This window comes from Microcoleus sp. Pol10D4, assembly GCF_036701555.1.
Lineage (GTDB): Bacteria > Cyanobacteriota > Cyanobacteriia > Cyanobacteriales > Microcoleaceae > Microcoleus.
Genome location: NZ_JAUBRA010000012.1, coordinates 71,075 through 86,489, shown reverse-complemented (window position 1 = coordinate 86,489; position 15,415 = coordinate 71,075). Strand labels below are relative to the sequence as shown.

Here is a 15,415-nt window from a genome sequence, read left to right as displayed (position 1 = left end):
AAGAAAGTATATACTGATATTTGGCAGAGATTAAGGAGTCGCATGGATTTAAATTATATGCTTTTAGACAATAGTCCGGCCAGCTTTTAAGCAGCCAGAGTACCATCAGACAAGACTGAAGGAAGGTTAGGGTGATTTAAAATAAAATCCGGGTCTAAATCTAACTTGCCAACAAAGGTACAAAGTAGGTTTTTATTGAATTCCAGACGTTTATAAGAGGTCATTGAAAACACAAACGACTTGGCCGATTAATGACAACTATAAAGTTGATTTTTGGCTACATTTAAAGCAATAAGACTGGCATTAAAATGAAAATCAAGCCGTACCCAATGACGAGCTTAACAATCAGACAATTCCGTAAATTGCTTGGTCTCACGAAAAATAGATTCAATCTGGAAATGAGCCTAATAATATTATTCACAAATTTGCTCAGGGAGTAAATGAATATTAATGCTAAATAATAAAGCATTTTTGATTTTACTATTGGCTTGATCCTCAGAGATACAAGCGAAACTAATTGGGCAATTCAAACAAAAACGACCCACCTCCAATGTATATAATGAAACTCCCGATTTTATCTCTTTAACAAAATTCAGACGACTCAAATCATGGCAGTCAACCTTACCATCATATTTACGAGGGGTTCCCAGTTTCTTTTGTTCACCGGTATAGAGATAGCGTAAGTTAGCATCAACTCGCTCGCTTTCCAATAAAGTCTAAATTCCACTCCCGCACAGCATCCCAGAATTTAGAGCGGTAGTAATAGCCATCAGCCACCAAATAACGTACAGAACTTGGGAAGAAATAACGAGTATTCTTCAAATGTTGTGCATAGTCCTCGACTCTTGTAATGCCAGGTTTTGAGCTGTGAGACTCCGGTTTTTTGCGAGATTTTTTTGAACCAGCTATTATTCGATTTTGGGGCATTTTTTTCACGGGCTTTATTTGAGGGCGTGATGGAGTTTGTTGTATGCTTAAGCTATAAGATAAACGACTCTCAATTTCGACAATAGAAATCACAGAAATTTCCAACCCCTGTTCCGATTTACCCGCTACACCATTATAAAAGTAAGCCTTACCGTCAGTTTTTTTTTCCAGTTTTCCTTAAAAAAGAACAATCAATAACAGCAATGACCGTGTGTTCAGGATTTAAGGCTTTTTTGAAGATATATTGATTAACTTTTGGAAAGTTAAAGCTTTTGAGAAAGTGACGCCGGTAGGTTTTTCGCTCAAATAACTATAACGACTGAGATTCGTGAAGTTTATCTTGCCTTCTTACTAGCAAAATGGTTAAGAATAAAGTGATTAAAAACTTCTTTTGGGGTTAACTAATCCCGGCTATTTTTTGTAAAATGGAGCGCATAATATTCATAATGTAATCTGTTAACCTTGTGTGTTTTTATAGCTTATTTTTATAGCTTAAATTAAAAGAGAGCCTTTTTTTCTGTTTGTTTTGGTTTCAGATTGCACTCATTTTTTTCACTTCTCTGCTGTATTTCGTAAGCGAAGCTTGCCGAAGGCATCGCAGCCCTAATTTTAAAACTGTCCGGAGTATTGTCAACACTTGATGTCATTATTTTATATATTTTTTATTTTCATTAGGTTTTTAATTGTATTTTTAGCATACTAGGTGATGAAAAAAAATCTACTTTTTTTCAAGTAATAGGATGGCTATGTGCGATCGCACATAGCCTACAAATCAAAACTCTCTTCACCAATACTTCCCAGTTCCCCGCTACCCAGAAACTCTTCTTCCTCTACTTCCTCACTCCCAGACTCGAAACTTTCCACCACAAACGGCAAACCAGCCGCCATCAAACCCCGTTGAATCAGTTCCGGCGTTTCCTCAAACAAAACAAATAGCGGATGAACAGCCTCCGCTTCATCGCTGTAAATATGTCTGTAGCGCTGCGGCATCACCCATTCGTAACCTTTATCCAGCCAAACTTGAGACTGCCGCCAGCGGCCAAGCAACTCAGAAAACTCTTCGCCCGGACGATGAATGAAAATCAAAATTTCCACTCCAATTTTAACTTTCCATTCAGGATCACACATCAAAATCGCCAAATCGCAGGGCAAACAAACTGCCTGCCCGGGCGATATGCTAGTGCCGCTGCTTCCCGCATAAGAAACCCCGTCCCGCAAGCGGGCAATAGGCAAAGGAATTGTGATTAAACTCTCATGAGCGCGGCGGATACTCGGAATCATTTCCATGTAAACCCGATATTTTTTCAGCAGGGCGATCGCGGCAGAAGATTCGCTGTACTCTGCTAGTAAAGTCTCGTAATGTGATTGTTTAACAGACATTTTCAAACCAAAAAATAAGTAATTACTAATTTGCTAATTGCTAATTGATCGCTTCTCGTTACTAGGAAGACCCCATTGGTGGCAACTTAAGCTCAAGTTCCCCGAAGGGGAGAACTTGAGCTTGCCTCCAGGCCTTGCTGTGTAACGCGAACAGCGATTGAAGCATTGATGGCTATGGGCTACAAATGTCTGGAGAATGCTTACAGCCTTTTTATTTACAAGGTTTTAGCCGCAGTCTCAAGATTAAGCCCGATACGATGCCTCTTTGTCATTTTATGCCGCTCGCCTGAACTTCATCTGAGCCAAAAAGGTAATCAGGTCTGTAAGGTGTGACTCTGGGAGCAACATCAGACCTGAGAGTGTCAATTCCCCAAGCTCAAGATCGCCATCCGGCAATCTTATAACTCATAAGATTGATCATAAGTCAACATAAAACCTAAATCTTTACAAAAATCGACTGATTTTAAAGACTTGCTAAAGCAATGAGGGGTTGTACCCCCCATAAGTTAGAGTCAGATATTATAGATGCACCCTGATGGCTTTCCCGTTCCACAAGAGCGGGATTTTTATTATGGGAAAGCCGGAGGGTTAAGTTTCACAATACCTACTACAGTTGACACTCTCCGTCTATCAAGTCCGGAGATTCTTAATTCAGCGACTGACCTTTAGGCACCATATCCCTTGCAGGCAATTCTCAAACCTTTCAACCGTGAAAAAACACCAATTGACGAGTCTGACTTACAGCAACCCCAGAGGGTCTATCTCCAAAAGCGTACTAGGATACGACCTAGAGTTCGGGCGTGCCCCGCCCTACTGGATTGATTGAACCGAATTAGGGATTTTCTGGTATTGAGAATTCGTTGACTCTCTAGCTGTGTTTTACAAGGTTTTCGCTACCCTTCTTTGTGCTTTTAAAGAGCTTTCAGGTTCGAGGGTGCCGACTAAAAGTCGCTTCACAACCGCCCACCTTGGGGATTTCAACCATCTCTACTTTAATCCAAAGCCGTGCTAGAAGCACGGGGTTTTAGACCCATTTTTTCGATAAAATGACGTGGGGATGCCAAGATTAAAGATATAGCAGAGCTAAAGCTCAAACTAGGGCGCTGATCGATCAAACCTCACCCCTAACTCTGCGAAATAACCCAAAGGCGGTAGCATAGTTTGGGAAACGGCATCAACTGAAGATGAACTTAGCGCCAGCAACAGTCCTGCAACAGGGCAAATACAAAATTAACGCGACTTTAGGGATAGGAGGGTTCGGCATCACTTACCGAGCTATCCACACCCATTTAAACCAAACCGTCGTACTCAAAACCCTCAACGAAAGTCTGCGCCAACACCCAGAATCTGACCAATTTCAGCAGCAGTTTATTGCCGAAGCCCAACGCCTGTCGCGGTGTCAGCATTCCAACATAGTCAGGGTAATTGACTTTTTTGAAGAAGCCGGACAGTCTTTTATTGCAATGGACTACATTCCGGGCCAAACTCTCGCCCAAATAGTCGAAACCGATCAGCCGCTGCCAGAAGCCCAGGCCCTGCACTATATTCGGCAAATAGCCTCAGCCGTAAGTACAGTTCACCACAGCGGATTGCTGCACGGAGATATCAAGCCAGAAAATATTATCCGGCGAGCCGATTCTCACGTAGTAATGTTAATAGATTTCGGAATTGCCCGTGGCTTTACCGCCGGCACCAAACAAACCCACACTAACTTGCTCTCCCCCGGGTACGCGCCGATCGAACAATACCTCTATGAGGGTAAATGTACACCGGCCACTGACATCTACGCGATCGCAGCCACCCTCTACTACTTACTCTCCGGCGTGGCGCCCGTAGCAGCACCCCTGCGCGATCGCATTCCCTTGACTGAGTTACGGCAATTTCAGCCCAACCTCAGCCCAGGAATCGAGCGAGCCATCCTTCAGGGACTCGAAATCGACCCCCACAACCGCCCTCAAACAGTCGAAAATTGGCTCACCATGCTGCAAGAAACAGAGCGAGTATCAGTAAAAAGAAAAGGCAAGCAAAGTCTAAGATTGCCCGCACCTCCCCCGCCACAGTTGACTTTTGTGGCGTTTGTGGTAACGGCTGTAATTGCAGGCTGGATGGGTTTTGACCTAGCATCCCACTACAACAGCACCACTATCAGTAATCGGTCCAAAAGTGAGTCCTTCCCATCTCTGGAAGATTTGCTCAAATCCCGCGATTTGTCAGGGCCAATGTTCGGGCAGCCGTCTGTCGAAAGCAGCCCTCTCTACCCGATCGAACTCAACAAGCGTCCCAAACCCCCCTTAGAAAGCAGCAACATTCCCGAACAGATAGAGCCCTCAGAAACTAGCGCCGAACCTTCTGAGTCCCCAAACCAGGAAACTCCCGCCCCATATCCCGAAGCCGAACCGGAGCCCTCCCCGACGCCTGAACCCGCAGAGGAGCCTTCTGAGTCCCCCATTCCAGAGCCTCAAACCGAAATCGAGCCAGAGCCCCAACCAGAAGCCGCACCAGTACCAGAAGTTGCGCCCCTGCCTGCAGAACCGCCCGCCGCACCCGCCCCGCCTGCCCCTGAGAGTGCTAGCGCAGAAACCCTGCCGTCGTCGGAATCCCCGTCGCCAGTAATAGCGTCGCCGATCGAGCGATCGCCTGAGCCTGCGATACCAAGTCCCAGTGGCAGCAATTCAGATAGTTCGATCGTACCTGATTCACCACCCCCTGTGGCATATCCCACGATGCCTTTTCCCGAACCTGCGACAAATTAGTATGGTTTTTGTTGGTTAAAAGTGCGGACAAATACTTGGTTTTATAAGTCAGCAAATATCCGCTCAGTAGTTGAGATAATAAGACCATACCTAGCCAACGACTATCTTCCAAAAACTTCCGTCGAATCTGAAAATCCCAACAGTCGCCGTCTGAGTTTATCGAATATTTCCTATTCCCTCTGCAATCCAAATGCCCGCAAAAAAATGCAGGACTGTTTTCTATTTTGATTTAAATTATGTTAGAATATGTGCGCGGCGCTGAGGTGGTGTGATGTCGCGTATTAATACTGCCAAGCTGCAAATATTTTGGTACAAAACAACCCCAACCTCGAATTTGAGCCAGTGTAAGCGAGGCTTTTGGGCTAAGCGGTGGCGCGTTAGGCTGTTCTAACTCTCAACAATCCCATCCCCGACACTCGGGGTGGGAGTGTCAATTCCCCCAAACTTCCTTCCTTTGGGAGCAAGCATCATCGGGGACAAGCAAGTTATAATTTGTTGCGGAAGCGCACAGAGATTTTTTATGAGTAAACCCCCAGTTCATGCTTTTTTTGTAGGCAGAGCACTTGCCGAAGCCCTGTACGAGCAATTAGAAAGCGCGGCAACCAACGCTTTCTCTGAAATCGGCAAATTTGACGCAGAACAAAGAGAACGCCTGCGGCAGTTCACAGATCGAGTTGTGGAACGGGCAAATCGAGCTTCGGATGAGGCGATGCAGACCAGAACTGGCACTGCAAGCACCACCACCATTCAAGACATCCATCCCGCCGATTTGCAAGCGACTATTGATGATCTGCGCGCCGAAGTGGCTCTGGTGCGATCGGAATTGCAGCGTTACCGCAGCAGTTTGCCCTAGCGATCGATTCGACCACAACTATTATTTACTACGTGAGCGCATTGCTTTGCGCTCCTGCGCTCCTACTTCCAATCAAAGCAACAACATAAAATAAGCAATTTGGGAACCCAAGTGTCTGCTCTCCTTGATGACTCTGTTAATCGCCAGCGCTCCCCCAAGCACACTGGCGAAGCCGATGAGCAAAAAACTGCTAGTAAATCCTACAAAAGTAAAGCTTATCGCTGGAATCGCGAAAAATACTCCCGGAAGCGGCGCTTCTTCGACATTTGGGCCTTTGTTTTGCTCTGGCTGGCTTCCCTGTGGCTCGACAGCAAAAATTGGAGCTACTGGGGAGGCGTGACTGAAGAAAAGAAAGTTGCCAGACGCCGCTTTCAAGCTATCTGGGTTCGAGAAACACTCTTGGATTTGGGGCCAACTTTCATTAAAGTGGGGCAGTTATTTTCTACCCGCGCCGATTTGTTCCCGGCAGAGTTTGTCGAGGAACTTTCTAAGCTGCAAGATAAAGTGCCTGCTTTCAGCTACCAGCAGTTAGAGGTAATTGTTGAGCAAGATTTGGGCAAGACAGTTCAAGAACTCTACCGCAGCTTTGACCCGGTACCCCTGGCCGCTGCAAGTCTGGGTCAGGTACACAAAGCTCAACTGCATTCGGGCCCAGAAGTGGTCGTCAAGGTGCAGCGGCCGGGACTGCGGAAGCTGTTCGAGATCGATTTGCAAATTCTTAAGGGAATTGCCCGCTACTTTCAAAACCATCCTAAGTGGGGCCGCGGCCGCGATTGGATGGGGATTTATGAGGAATGCTGTCGCATTCTGTGGCTGGAAATTGACTATCTCCATGAAGGCCGCAATGCTGATACTTTTCGCCGCAATTTTAGCAACTGTGACTGGGTGCGGGTGCCGAGGGTTTATTGGCGGTACGCGGCTCCGCGAGTGCTGACTTTGGAATACCTGCCGGGGATAAAAATCAGCCACTACGAAGCTTTGGAAGCGGCCGGTATTGATCGTAAATTAATCGCTCAGTTGGGCGCAAAAGCTTATTTGCGACAGTTGCTCAACGACGGCTTTTTCCACGCTGACCCACACCCCGGCAACATCGCTGTTAGTGCTGATGGTTGTCTGATTTTCTACGATTTTGGCATGATGGGGCAAATCCAGTCGAACGTCCGCGAAGGACTGATGGAGACTCTCTACGGCATTGCTTCCAAGGATGGACAGCGGATTATGGATTCTCTGATCAATTTGGGAGCTTTGGTGCCTACGGGTGATATGAGTCCCGTGCGCCGCAGCATCCAGTATATGCTGGATAACTTCATGGACAAGCCTTTTGAAAATCAGTCGGTGAGCGCGATTACCGACGACCTTTACGATATTGCCTACAACCAACCTTTTCGCTTCCCAGCTACTTTTACTTTTGTAATGCGAGCTTTTTCTACCATCGAAGGGGTGGGCCGAGGTTTAGATCCCGAGTTCAACTTTATGGAGGTGGCACAACCTTTTGCCATGCAGCTTATGACTAATGGAAATGGCCATGATACAAGTAGCAGCATTTTTAACGAAATCGGCCGTCAGGCGGCTCAGGTGAGTTCGAGTGCTTTGGGTTTGCCCCGCCGGATTGAGGAGACTATTGATAAACTCGAACAGGGAGATTTGCGGATTCGCGTCCGTTCTGCCGAAACAGAGCGCTTGCTTCGTCGCATGAGCAGCGCTCAAATGGGCACGAATTATGCTTTGCTGATGAGTGCTTTTACTTTGTCGGCGACAATTTTGTTTGTCAGCAATCAAGTCTGGCCGGCTGTCGCTGTTGCCGTGCTGGCGGCGGGTGCAGGGTTTGCTATGCTGCGTTTGTTCAAGCGGATCGATCGTTTAGACAGAATGTCATAATTGTGCAATTTAGGACTGGAAATTTCAGGTTTGAGATTTCTCGCCAGCCAAAATTTGACATCGAATGTTAAGTTTTGGCTGGCTGACCACAGATTGCTGAAATTTACAACACTTACACGCTTTGAGGCTAAAAACCCCTTTGCTGCCTAGATTTCTCGCCAGCCACACCTCTAATTTTGGGTATAAATCCAGTTTTTTTTGCAGGTGCTGCTTAATTTACAGGATTTACGGAAATTTTAAGATGGGATTACCATCATACGATCTACAATATGAGGTCAAGGTAGTGCAATTTTTCCAAAACTCGCGATCGCCGGGTGCAGAAATTTCAACTCCCGTTCGGGGTTTAGGTTTTGGGAGAAAGCATCGCACCCAATTAAATCAAGCTTTCAAGTTCGATGAGTCCAATCACCCAATCTATGAAACGCTCTTTCGCAGGTAAGACAGACACAGGGTTAGTTCGTTCCGTAAATCAGGATGCGTACTACATAGACTCTGACGGGCGATTTTTCATAGTGGCCGATGGAATGGGAGGACACGCCGGAGGTCAAGAAGCCAGCCGGATAGCGACTCAGGCGATTCAATCTTATTTGCTCGAACATTGGGAAGGGCCTGAGGATTCTCCGCTGTTGTTGGAAAAGGCTTTTTTAATTGCCAATCAAGCAATTTTGACGGATCAGCTCGACCACCCCGAACGTGCTGATATGGGCACTACGGCGGTGGTTCTAATGTTTAGGGATGAGGACCGACCCTGGTGCGCTAATATCGGTGACTCTCGCTTGTATCGGCTACACGGCTCTCGCTTGGAGCAGATTACTGAAGACCAGACTTGGGTGGCTCAGGCTGTGAAAAGAAAGGCCCTAACTCCTGACCAGGCTCGCAGTCATCCTTGGCGTCACGTTTTGTCCCAGTGTTTGGGCCGCGATGATTTGCGGGAAATAGATATTTTGCCGGTGGACGTGCAGCCTGGGGATCGCTTGCTACTCTGCAGCGATGGCTTGACTGAAGAACTTTCCGATCCTTTGATTGCTTCGCCTCTGAAGTCGATTCGCGCTTGCGAGGGCGCTGCAAATGCTTTAATTCAAGCAGCTAAGGATAAAGGTGGACGCGATAATATTACTGTGGTGATCGTGACGATCGACCTCAAATAAATCGGGCAACCCCCCGGAAAATCTAAAATCTAAAATCTAAAATCTAAAATTGAATGACCCGCGTTATCGGTTTGATCAGCGGCACGTCGGTGGATGGCATTGATGCTGCTTTGGTGGATGTGGTCGGTTCCCAAACAGACTTGAAAGTGCAATTGGTAGCCGGCAAGACTTTCTCTTATCCTGCTAATTTGCGATCGCAAATTCTCTCGGTTTGCAGTGGATCAGCTTTGTCAATGGCTGAACTAGCCCAATTAGATGATGCCATCGCCCAAGAATTTGCCACGGCGGCATTGACAATTCAAGCAGAATATGATAATGCCGAATTAATCGGCTCTCACGGTCAAACTGTCTACCACCGACCTGCTGGGAAATCCCAGAAAGACAGCGCCGGTGGGTTAATGGGGTACAGCTTGCAACTCGGGCGGGGCGCGCTAATTGCGGAATTGACAGGAATTACTACTGTGAGTAACTTTCGCTCTGCAGACATTGCTGCAGGGGGTCAAGGAGCACCCTTAGTGTCAATAGTTGATGCCTGCCTGCTGGCGGAACCCAACATCAGCCTCTGCATCCAAAATCTGGGGGGAATTGGCAATGTTACCTATCTGCCGGCCAGAGGAAAAGGGGGAAACAATGACGAGTCTGAGATTTTCAGTCTTGGGGATGGCATATCGGGCTGGGATACAGGCCCGGCCAATTCCCTGTTAGATTTGGCAGTACAGCACTTCTCAGGTGGCGCTCAGACGATCGACGAAGGTGGAGCTTGGGCGGCATCGGGCACTCCCTGTCAAGCTTTAGTCGAGAATTGGCTCGCATCAGAGTTCTTCCGCCAAGCACCGCCGAAATCAACGGGGCGAGAGCTATTTGGTGTAGACTATTTTGACAGGTGTTTGGTCGAGGCCGAAGGTTACAACCTCAGTCCTGCTGACGTGCTGGCTACTCTGACAGAACTGACTGTTGCCTCGATCGTTCACAGTTACCAAACTTTTTTACCGGCTATGCCCGATCGAGTTTTACTATGCGGGGGCGGCAGCCACAATCTCTACTTAAAACGCCGATTGCAATCTCAATTGCATCCAGTGCAAGTGTTGACTACTTCTGAGGCAGGCTTGAATGTAGATTTTAAAGAGGCGATCGCTTTCGCGGTTTTAGCCGCATGGCGGGTTGGGGGCATTCCCGGCAATCTACCTCAAGTCACTGGTGCCCGGACACCGGTACTTTTAGGGGAAATTAACTCTTGTTGGCACAGTTGGGCGTGATAGCATAGAGTCTGAGGGACAACGGCTGTGCGTTGTTGCACCAGCATTGTAGCCAGCAGCAAAAGCATAGGAACAGCACTGTGGCTCACACGTTTTTAATGGAATCTGGCCAATGGACGCTCGAAGGAAGCTGGATTGAGCGCAATGGCGTGCCAATTACGGTTAAAGGCAAAACTTTAGTGAGCTGGAACCGAACAGATTGGTTCAGTATGGTGACAAAGCTTGTATTTCCTGGAGGCGATCGCGAAGAGATTATTTTGCAATACCGAGGACACCTCAACAGCGATGAACGGCAGTATACTTTTGTACTCCAACACAGCGAACTCGCCCGCGTCGAGGGCGAAGGTTGGATTGCTCCGCAGTCGATCGTCCAGCGTTATTGGGTATTGGGAGACGAACGCCAGCGGCGGACGGGTTTTGATACCCTGCACCGGGTTGATGACAACCGCTACTACCAATCTAGTGGCATCATGTCTGGTCATTACTTGACGAGTACAATGGAAGCAACTCTCGAACGTCAGGGGGAATAACTCTTTCTAGAGTCCACAGTTGCGAGTTCTAGGGATTAAGGTGAAAAGTGAAGGTTTTGCTAGTCGGAGGTCGCGCTCAGATGTCCGACTAGCGCCATTGCTGTCAAACCTCATCCGCTGCAACTAAAGACAAATATATTGAATTGTTAAAAATTTTAATGGGTTAAAAAATTAACACTTATTATTAAGAGTTATCCAATTTTCGAGTCGAGGCGCGATAAATTATCTTGACCCTGTCCGGTGGTGTCGATAGACAAACTGCTTACCTCGACTTCCACATTCAGTGAAATCCACAAAGGAATTGTCAAATTTTCCTCACGTCTGTACAGATGCCTTCTACCTTCTGCCTTCGAGTGACGCCCCATCACCCCCAACTCCTTTCCGCCTGAGGGAAGAGAGTAAGAGACGGAGGTCGCCGACTGCGACTCTTTGCTACTCAACACCTGGGTTAGGTTCTAAACCCCAATGGTGTTTCAGAAAATGGCGGTACATCGTTTCCCGCAGCATCATTTGCTCGTAAAGCTTGACCAAAAACTCCTGAGCTTGTTCGCGGCTCATGTCACTTACCTGTGTTTTGAAGGAACACAGGCTAAATTGCTGTTCCAAAGACAATTCTGCTGGTTGGCTCATGACTTTGACTCCTCTGTAAGTAAAGGTGACTTAAAAGTGAACACCTGGATTAACCAGATTTGTAAGTTGTTTCAGCGATCGACAGTTGGTTTCGGGATGCCCGATGGCCCATCTGGCTTTAGTCTATATTACAAAAGGTAACAATTATTTGACAAAATTACCATCTGTCCTAGGAAATAACTTACTTAGCGATAGAGATGGCGAGATGTCTGCAAAAGTTCCTTCCGCAGGCACATACAAGTGTATCTACTTGTCAAGAGAAAAAAGGCTCAGTACGAACCAAAAGAATTGAAGCCCTTTATACCAAATCCGGCGGAGATTCTCTCCGCGAAGGGGAGATGGGGAGAGGGGGAGAGGGGGAGATGGGGAGATGGGGAGAGGGGGAGATGAGGAGATGAGGAGATGAGGAGAGGGGAAGAGCGGGAGAGGGGGAGATGAGGAGATGAGGAGAGTGGAAGATGAGGAGAGTGGAAGATGAGGAGAGTGGAAGATGGGGACAGTGGAAGATGGGGAGAGTGGGAGAATTTCTATTTCTCTGTTCTCCCTTCTTCCTTCTTCCTTCTTCCTTCTTCCTTCTTCCTTCTCCCTTCTCCCTTCTTCCTTCTGACTAATTCGAGGGCCCGCCATCCTGCGGTGGAGTGGCGATTCCAGGTCTGATATTGGGAGCAGCGGGTGCAGGCGAAACAGGAGGAATACCCTGATTTGCCCCAGAGTTGCTAGGCTGCCCAGCAGCCGGGAGAGGGGATTGAAACTGATTCGGATTGAACTGCTGCTGCCCAGGAGCGGGGAGAGGGGATTGAAACTGATTGGGGTTGAACTGTTGCTGCCCCGGAGGCACAGGAGACGGCAGAGGTTGACCGGAATTGCCGATCGCAGGTGCCGCAGGAATGCCAGAATTGGGAACCGAGGGATTGGGCAATGGGGAGGAAGCCGAACTAGGAAGAGTTGCCAGAGCAACTCGATCGCCCCCTACCTCTCTCAATTTGTCTAAAACCTCGACAACTTTGGCATATCTCGCATTTTGAGGAGCGTACAGCACCATCAACCCCGTAGGATTTTGGCTTTGGAAACTCTTTAAAACTCGATCGAGCTGTTGGTAATTAACAGGCAATTGATCGATATAAGTTTGCCCGAAATCGTCAATGCTGACAATCAGCATCTCTCGCATCTGCGTTTGTCCAGTCTTCGCTTTAGGCAAATCGACATTAATTGCTTGCTGGCGAGTCAGTTGCAAAGCCGCCAGGAGAAAAAACGTCAGAATGCAAAAGATCACGTCAATTAAAGGCACCAGTTCAATCCGAGCCTCTTCAGCAGGAGTATCTAGATTAATCTTCATCAGTTCTCAGGAGTTTTAATTATTAGAAGGGGAATCTTCAGCCGGATCGGAACCTTTCAATTTCGGCTCCCGATTCCGTTCTCCCGATTCTTGAGAATTGAGAGAACGCCTGTTCAAACCATCTGCACCAAAAGAAGAATTGCTGTATTCTGCACCGGGTGCTCGACCCTTAGCATTAGCGGCAGGCCAGTATTGCCTGTAAAGCAATTCCAGTTCATTTCCAGCTTTGCGAAATATTTTTGCCTGGTTGAACAAAAAAGCTTGAAATATGCGATAAAACACCAAGGTAAAAATTGCTACTACCATCCCAGTAGCAGTAGTAATCAGCGATTCGCCAATGCCCGATGTCACGCCACTCGTGGCCGCCGTGCCAATGTCGCCCAGACGGATGGAACTGAGCGAGTTAATCAAGCCCAAAACTGTTCCCAGCAAGCCCAGCAAAGGCGCGAGAGCGATCGTAGCTTCTAAGATTTTGTCGCCGCGGCGCATCGAAGCCAACTCTTCATCGGCGGAGGCTTCGAGAGCGAGTCGAAATAAATCTGGTTCGGGATTGTAGAGCCGCAGGGGTGCAGAAAGAAATCGCCCGATCGGCTGTCGGTTAGCTTGTCTGGCCATCTCGTTAGCCACCCCCCAATCGCTGCGAGCCGCTTCAAGAATGCGGTTAACTATCTGCTTTTCTTTGCTCAGGAGGCTCGCCCAAAACCACAAGCGCTCGATAATTGTACTCAAAGATAAAATCGATAACACCAACAGGGGCCACATGGCGGGGCCACCTTTTTCAAACAGTTCTTGAATATTCACAATATTTTTGCTCCTGCAGTACCCACTAACTTTTGCTTCTGTTCTACTTTTTTTAACAAATCTAAGGCCATTTAATTTTAGCTATTAATGTACTCAGGACTTACGCACTCGCGACTAAAGAAAGCCGGTTTTGCGAAGGGGGCGTCCGGGTGCAACGAAGTATTTTCGTTGAGGAAACCCGGTTCCTGGGTAAGTCTTGGTAATGTTTTCTAGTGCTTACGGGTGATGGGCGGCGACTTCCTCACAATTCCTCTAAGTCTTGACACATATCTTGGAGTGACTGGTGTTGAAGGCGGCGGGAAGAGCGGCGATATTTTTTAGTTTGCAGCTTCGGTTCGTAATGCTGCGTACCATCCGACTTGGTTTGCTGTTTCAAACTCGCCTCGGCACTGCTGGAGTTTTGCTCTTGTTGCTGGCGGACGATCGCCTCTTCGAGAAACTGCAAGTAATAATCGTAGCGCTCCCAACCGCCGCGCACGACACAGTTAGGCTCATCTCGGTGCGAACAGTCGCTAAACTGGCAGCTACCCAAAGCCAGCCTCTGGCGGGCTTCTGGGAAATATTCAGCTAACTCGGACGGATCGCATTCGAGAGCCGGCTGATTAAAGCCCGGAGTATCGGCCAAAAGTCCGCCACCGGGGAGTTCAAATAGTTCTACGTGGCGAGTCGTGTGGCGCCCGCGGCCGAGTTTGCCGGAAACAGCGTTCACTCGTAGGTTTAGCGCCGGGATCAGTTGGTTGATCAAGCTGGACTTGCCAACCCCAGAAGGGCCACAAATTACCGTTGTTTTTCCTTGCAGGTGGTCTAGAAGCAAGTTAGGCAACGGGCTATGTACGGAGTTTGACGGATGTAACGGCTTGATATAATTTGGAGTATGGAGGTTATCCTCAGAACTCAGCAGAGATGGCTCTATTTTCTCTACTAAGTCATAGAAATGCGCTTCCCAGGCAGAAACTTCATTTTGATCATTAGCAAGGGCTTGCTGAACTCCTGCGCCGCTGCGGACGCTAATAAACATTGGTTCGTAGCCCCAGCCTGAAAGCCGATCGCGCCACTGTTCCAACTCCTGGGGCGTGACCAAATCGCATTTGTTCAGGCACAAACTCACCTCTAAACCTGTTGATTCTGCCTTGACTAAAAACCGAGTTAATGATGCGGGATCTAAGTCGGGTTCAGCAAGGGCAAAAACGAGGAGAATGCGATCGGCATTAGCTACAGGCGGGCGGTTGAGTTCTGTTTGGCGCGGGAAGACTTCAGAAATTGCACCCCGGCGGTCAGTCCAGTCCGGTTCGTCTACCACCACGCGATCGCCCACCATCACCTGTTGGCCAATTTTTTTCAGTCGAGTGCGACGAGTGCACAGGAGAATCGGAGAATCAGCGAGGGGAGCATTTTGCCCGTCAATGGAGACTTCTGGATCTAACCTCACTTGGTAGAAGTTAGCCTGAACAGCAATTACAGTACCCACAATCGAGGCTGAATTCAGGCTCATCCTGCTTCCTTGTCTTCTGGGCGCTGCACTTTCATTGAAAAAAAGCCCGACTCCGGCTCATCCGCGACAAATTGGGTTTCCAGAATCTGGTAGCCTTCCATTTTGAGACTATCGGGCACTTGTTCGATCGGCTCCCCAGCATCCAGCCACACCTCCAAAACAGCACCCGGTGCCATTTGCTCCAAGCGCAGTTTAGTGCGAACAAAATTCAGAGGACAGGGTGTACCCCGCAGATCGATTTTGGCATCTGGGGATTTGGGACTTTCAATTTTCGATGTTGAATTCATAATGCTTTTTGCAATCTCCAATCCTGAAAGCCTTAGTTTTTTAAACAAGTTGCCTGGACACTGGAGAATCTAAAATTTTGTGTCCAATTGGACACAGACTATTATTCTTTCTGAAAAAAGTGAGCGCAATTGCGTTCACTTTTT

16 protein-coding genes are annotated in these 15,415 nt (G+C 47.8%); 7 read left to right on the top strand and 9 right to left on the bottom strand.

Annotated elements, in window-relative coordinates:
- Positions 1-413: 413 nt before the first annotated feature.
- The 3 genes from QUA36_RS09435 to QUA36_RS09425 all read right to left on the bottom strand — a co-directional run bounded on the left by QUA36_RS09435 (position 414) and on the right by QUA36_RS09425 (position 2,307).
- Entirely contained in the window at positions 414-710 is a 297-nt protein-coding gene (locus QUA36_RS09435; RefSeq protein WP_333451046.1) for a hypothetical protein, read from the bottom strand.
- Positions 691-1,032, bottom strand: coding sequence for a hypothetical protein (locus tag QUA36_RS09430; RefSeq protein WP_333451048.1), 342 nt, complete (start codon positions 1,030-1,032; stop codon positions 691-693). Before QUA36_RS09430 ends, QUA36_RS09435 begins: the two co-directional genes overlap by 20 nt.
- A gap of 660 nt (positions 1,033-1,692) precedes the next feature.
- Positions 1,693-2,307, bottom strand: coding sequence for a hypothetical protein (locus QUA36_RS09425; protein WP_333042238.1), 615 nt, complete (start codon positions 2,305-2,307; stop codon positions 1,693-1,695).
- 1,184 nt (positions 2,308-3,491) lie between these two features.
- Here QUA36_RS09425 and QUA36_RS09420 point away from each other — a divergent pair.
- From QUA36_RS09420 to QUA36_RS09390, 7 genes are all read left to right on the top strand, one after another.
- A complete protein-coding gene (locus tag QUA36_RS09420; RefSeq protein WP_333457025.1) occupies positions 3,492-5,060 on the top strand; it encodes a serine/threonine-protein kinase in 1,569 nt (522 codons plus the stop codon).
- Positions 5,061-5,580: 520 nt separating this feature from the next.
- Complete coding sequence (locus QUA36_RS09415; RefSeq protein ID WP_333159384.1) at positions 5,581-5,913, top strand: DUF6825 family protein; 333 nt, start codon at positions 5,581-5,583, stop codon at positions 5,911-5,913.
- A 111-nt stretch (positions 5,914-6,024) separates the two neighbouring features.
- Complete coding sequence (locus QUA36_RS09410; RefSeq protein WP_333159382.1) at positions 6,025-7,791, top strand: AarF/ABC1/UbiB kinase family protein; 1,767 nt, start codon at positions 6,025-6,027, stop codon at positions 7,789-7,791.
- Positions 7,792-8,032: 241 nt separating this feature from the next.
- A complete protein-coding gene (locus tag QUA36_RS09405) occupies positions 8,033-8,230 on the top strand; it encodes a hypothetical protein (RefSeq protein WP_333457023.1) in 198 nt (65 codons plus the stop codon).
- The gene (locus QUA36_RS09400; RefSeq protein WP_333457021.1) at positions 8,208-8,939 is read left to right on the top strand and encodes a PP2C family serine/threonine-protein phosphatase; all 732 of its coding nucleotides are present in this window, start codon (positions 8,208-8,210) and stop codon (positions 8,937-8,939) included. Before QUA36_RS09405 ends, QUA36_RS09400 begins: the two co-directional genes overlap by 23 nt.
- Before the next feature lie 53 nt (positions 8,940-8,992).
- Entirely contained in the window at positions 8,993-10,195 is a 1,203-nt protein-coding gene (locus tag QUA36_RS09395) for an anhydro-N-acetylmuramic acid kinase (RefSeq protein WP_333457019.1), read from the top strand.
- Between the two features lie 80 nt (positions 10,196-10,275).
- Positions 10,276-10,725 (top strand): hypothetical protein, encoded by a 450-nt coding sequence (locus tag QUA36_RS09390; RefSeq protein ID WP_242722026.1) that lies wholly within the window; start codon positions 10,276-10,278, stop codon positions 10,723-10,725.
- Between the two features lie 191 nt (positions 10,726-10,916).
- Here QUA36_RS09390 and QUA36_RS09385 read toward each other — a convergent pair whose 3' ends face one another.
- The 6 genes from QUA36_RS09385 to QUA36_RS09360 form a co-directional block, all read right to left on the bottom strand.
- On the bottom strand, positions 10,917-11,090 hold the full coding sequence (locus QUA36_RS09385) for a hypothetical protein (protein WP_333457017.1): 174 nt from the start codon (positions 11,088-11,090) through the stop codon (positions 10,917-10,919).
- 67 nt (positions 11,091-11,157) lie between these two features.
- The gene (locus QUA36_RS09380) at positions 11,158-11,355 is read right to left on the bottom strand and encodes an NblA/ycf18 family protein (protein ID WP_006635253.1); all 198 of its coding nucleotides are present in this window, start codon (positions 11,353-11,355) and stop codon (positions 11,158-11,160) included.
- 607 nt (positions 11,356-11,962) lie between these two features.
- Positions 11,963-12,691 (bottom strand): biopolymer transporter ExbD, encoded by a 729-nt coding sequence (locus QUA36_RS09375; RefSeq protein ID WP_333457015.1) that lies wholly within the window; start codon positions 12,689-12,691, stop codon positions 11,963-11,965.
- A 15-nt stretch (positions 12,692-12,706) separates the two neighbouring features.
- Positions 12,707-13,492: a MotA/TolQ/ExbB proton channel family protein gene (locus QUA36_RS09370; RefSeq protein ID WP_333159371.1), complete on the bottom strand. Its 786-nt coding sequence runs from the start codon at positions 13,490-13,492 to the stop codon at positions 12,707-12,709.
- Between the two features lie 241 nt (positions 13,493-13,733).
- Complete coding sequence (rsgA, locus tag QUA36_RS09365) at positions 13,734-14,984, bottom strand: ribosome small subunit-dependent GTPase A (RefSeq protein WP_333457013.1); 1,251 nt, start codon at positions 14,982-14,984, stop codon at positions 13,734-13,736.
- On the bottom strand, positions 14,981-15,271 hold the full coding sequence (locus QUA36_RS09360; RefSeq protein ID WP_333138040.1) for a sulfurtransferase TusA family protein: 291 nt from the start codon (positions 15,269-15,271) through the stop codon (positions 14,981-14,983). The genes rsgA and QUA36_RS09360 overlap by 4 nt, the downstream gene beginning before the upstream one ends.
- Positions 15,272-15,415 lie beyond the last annotated feature (144 nt).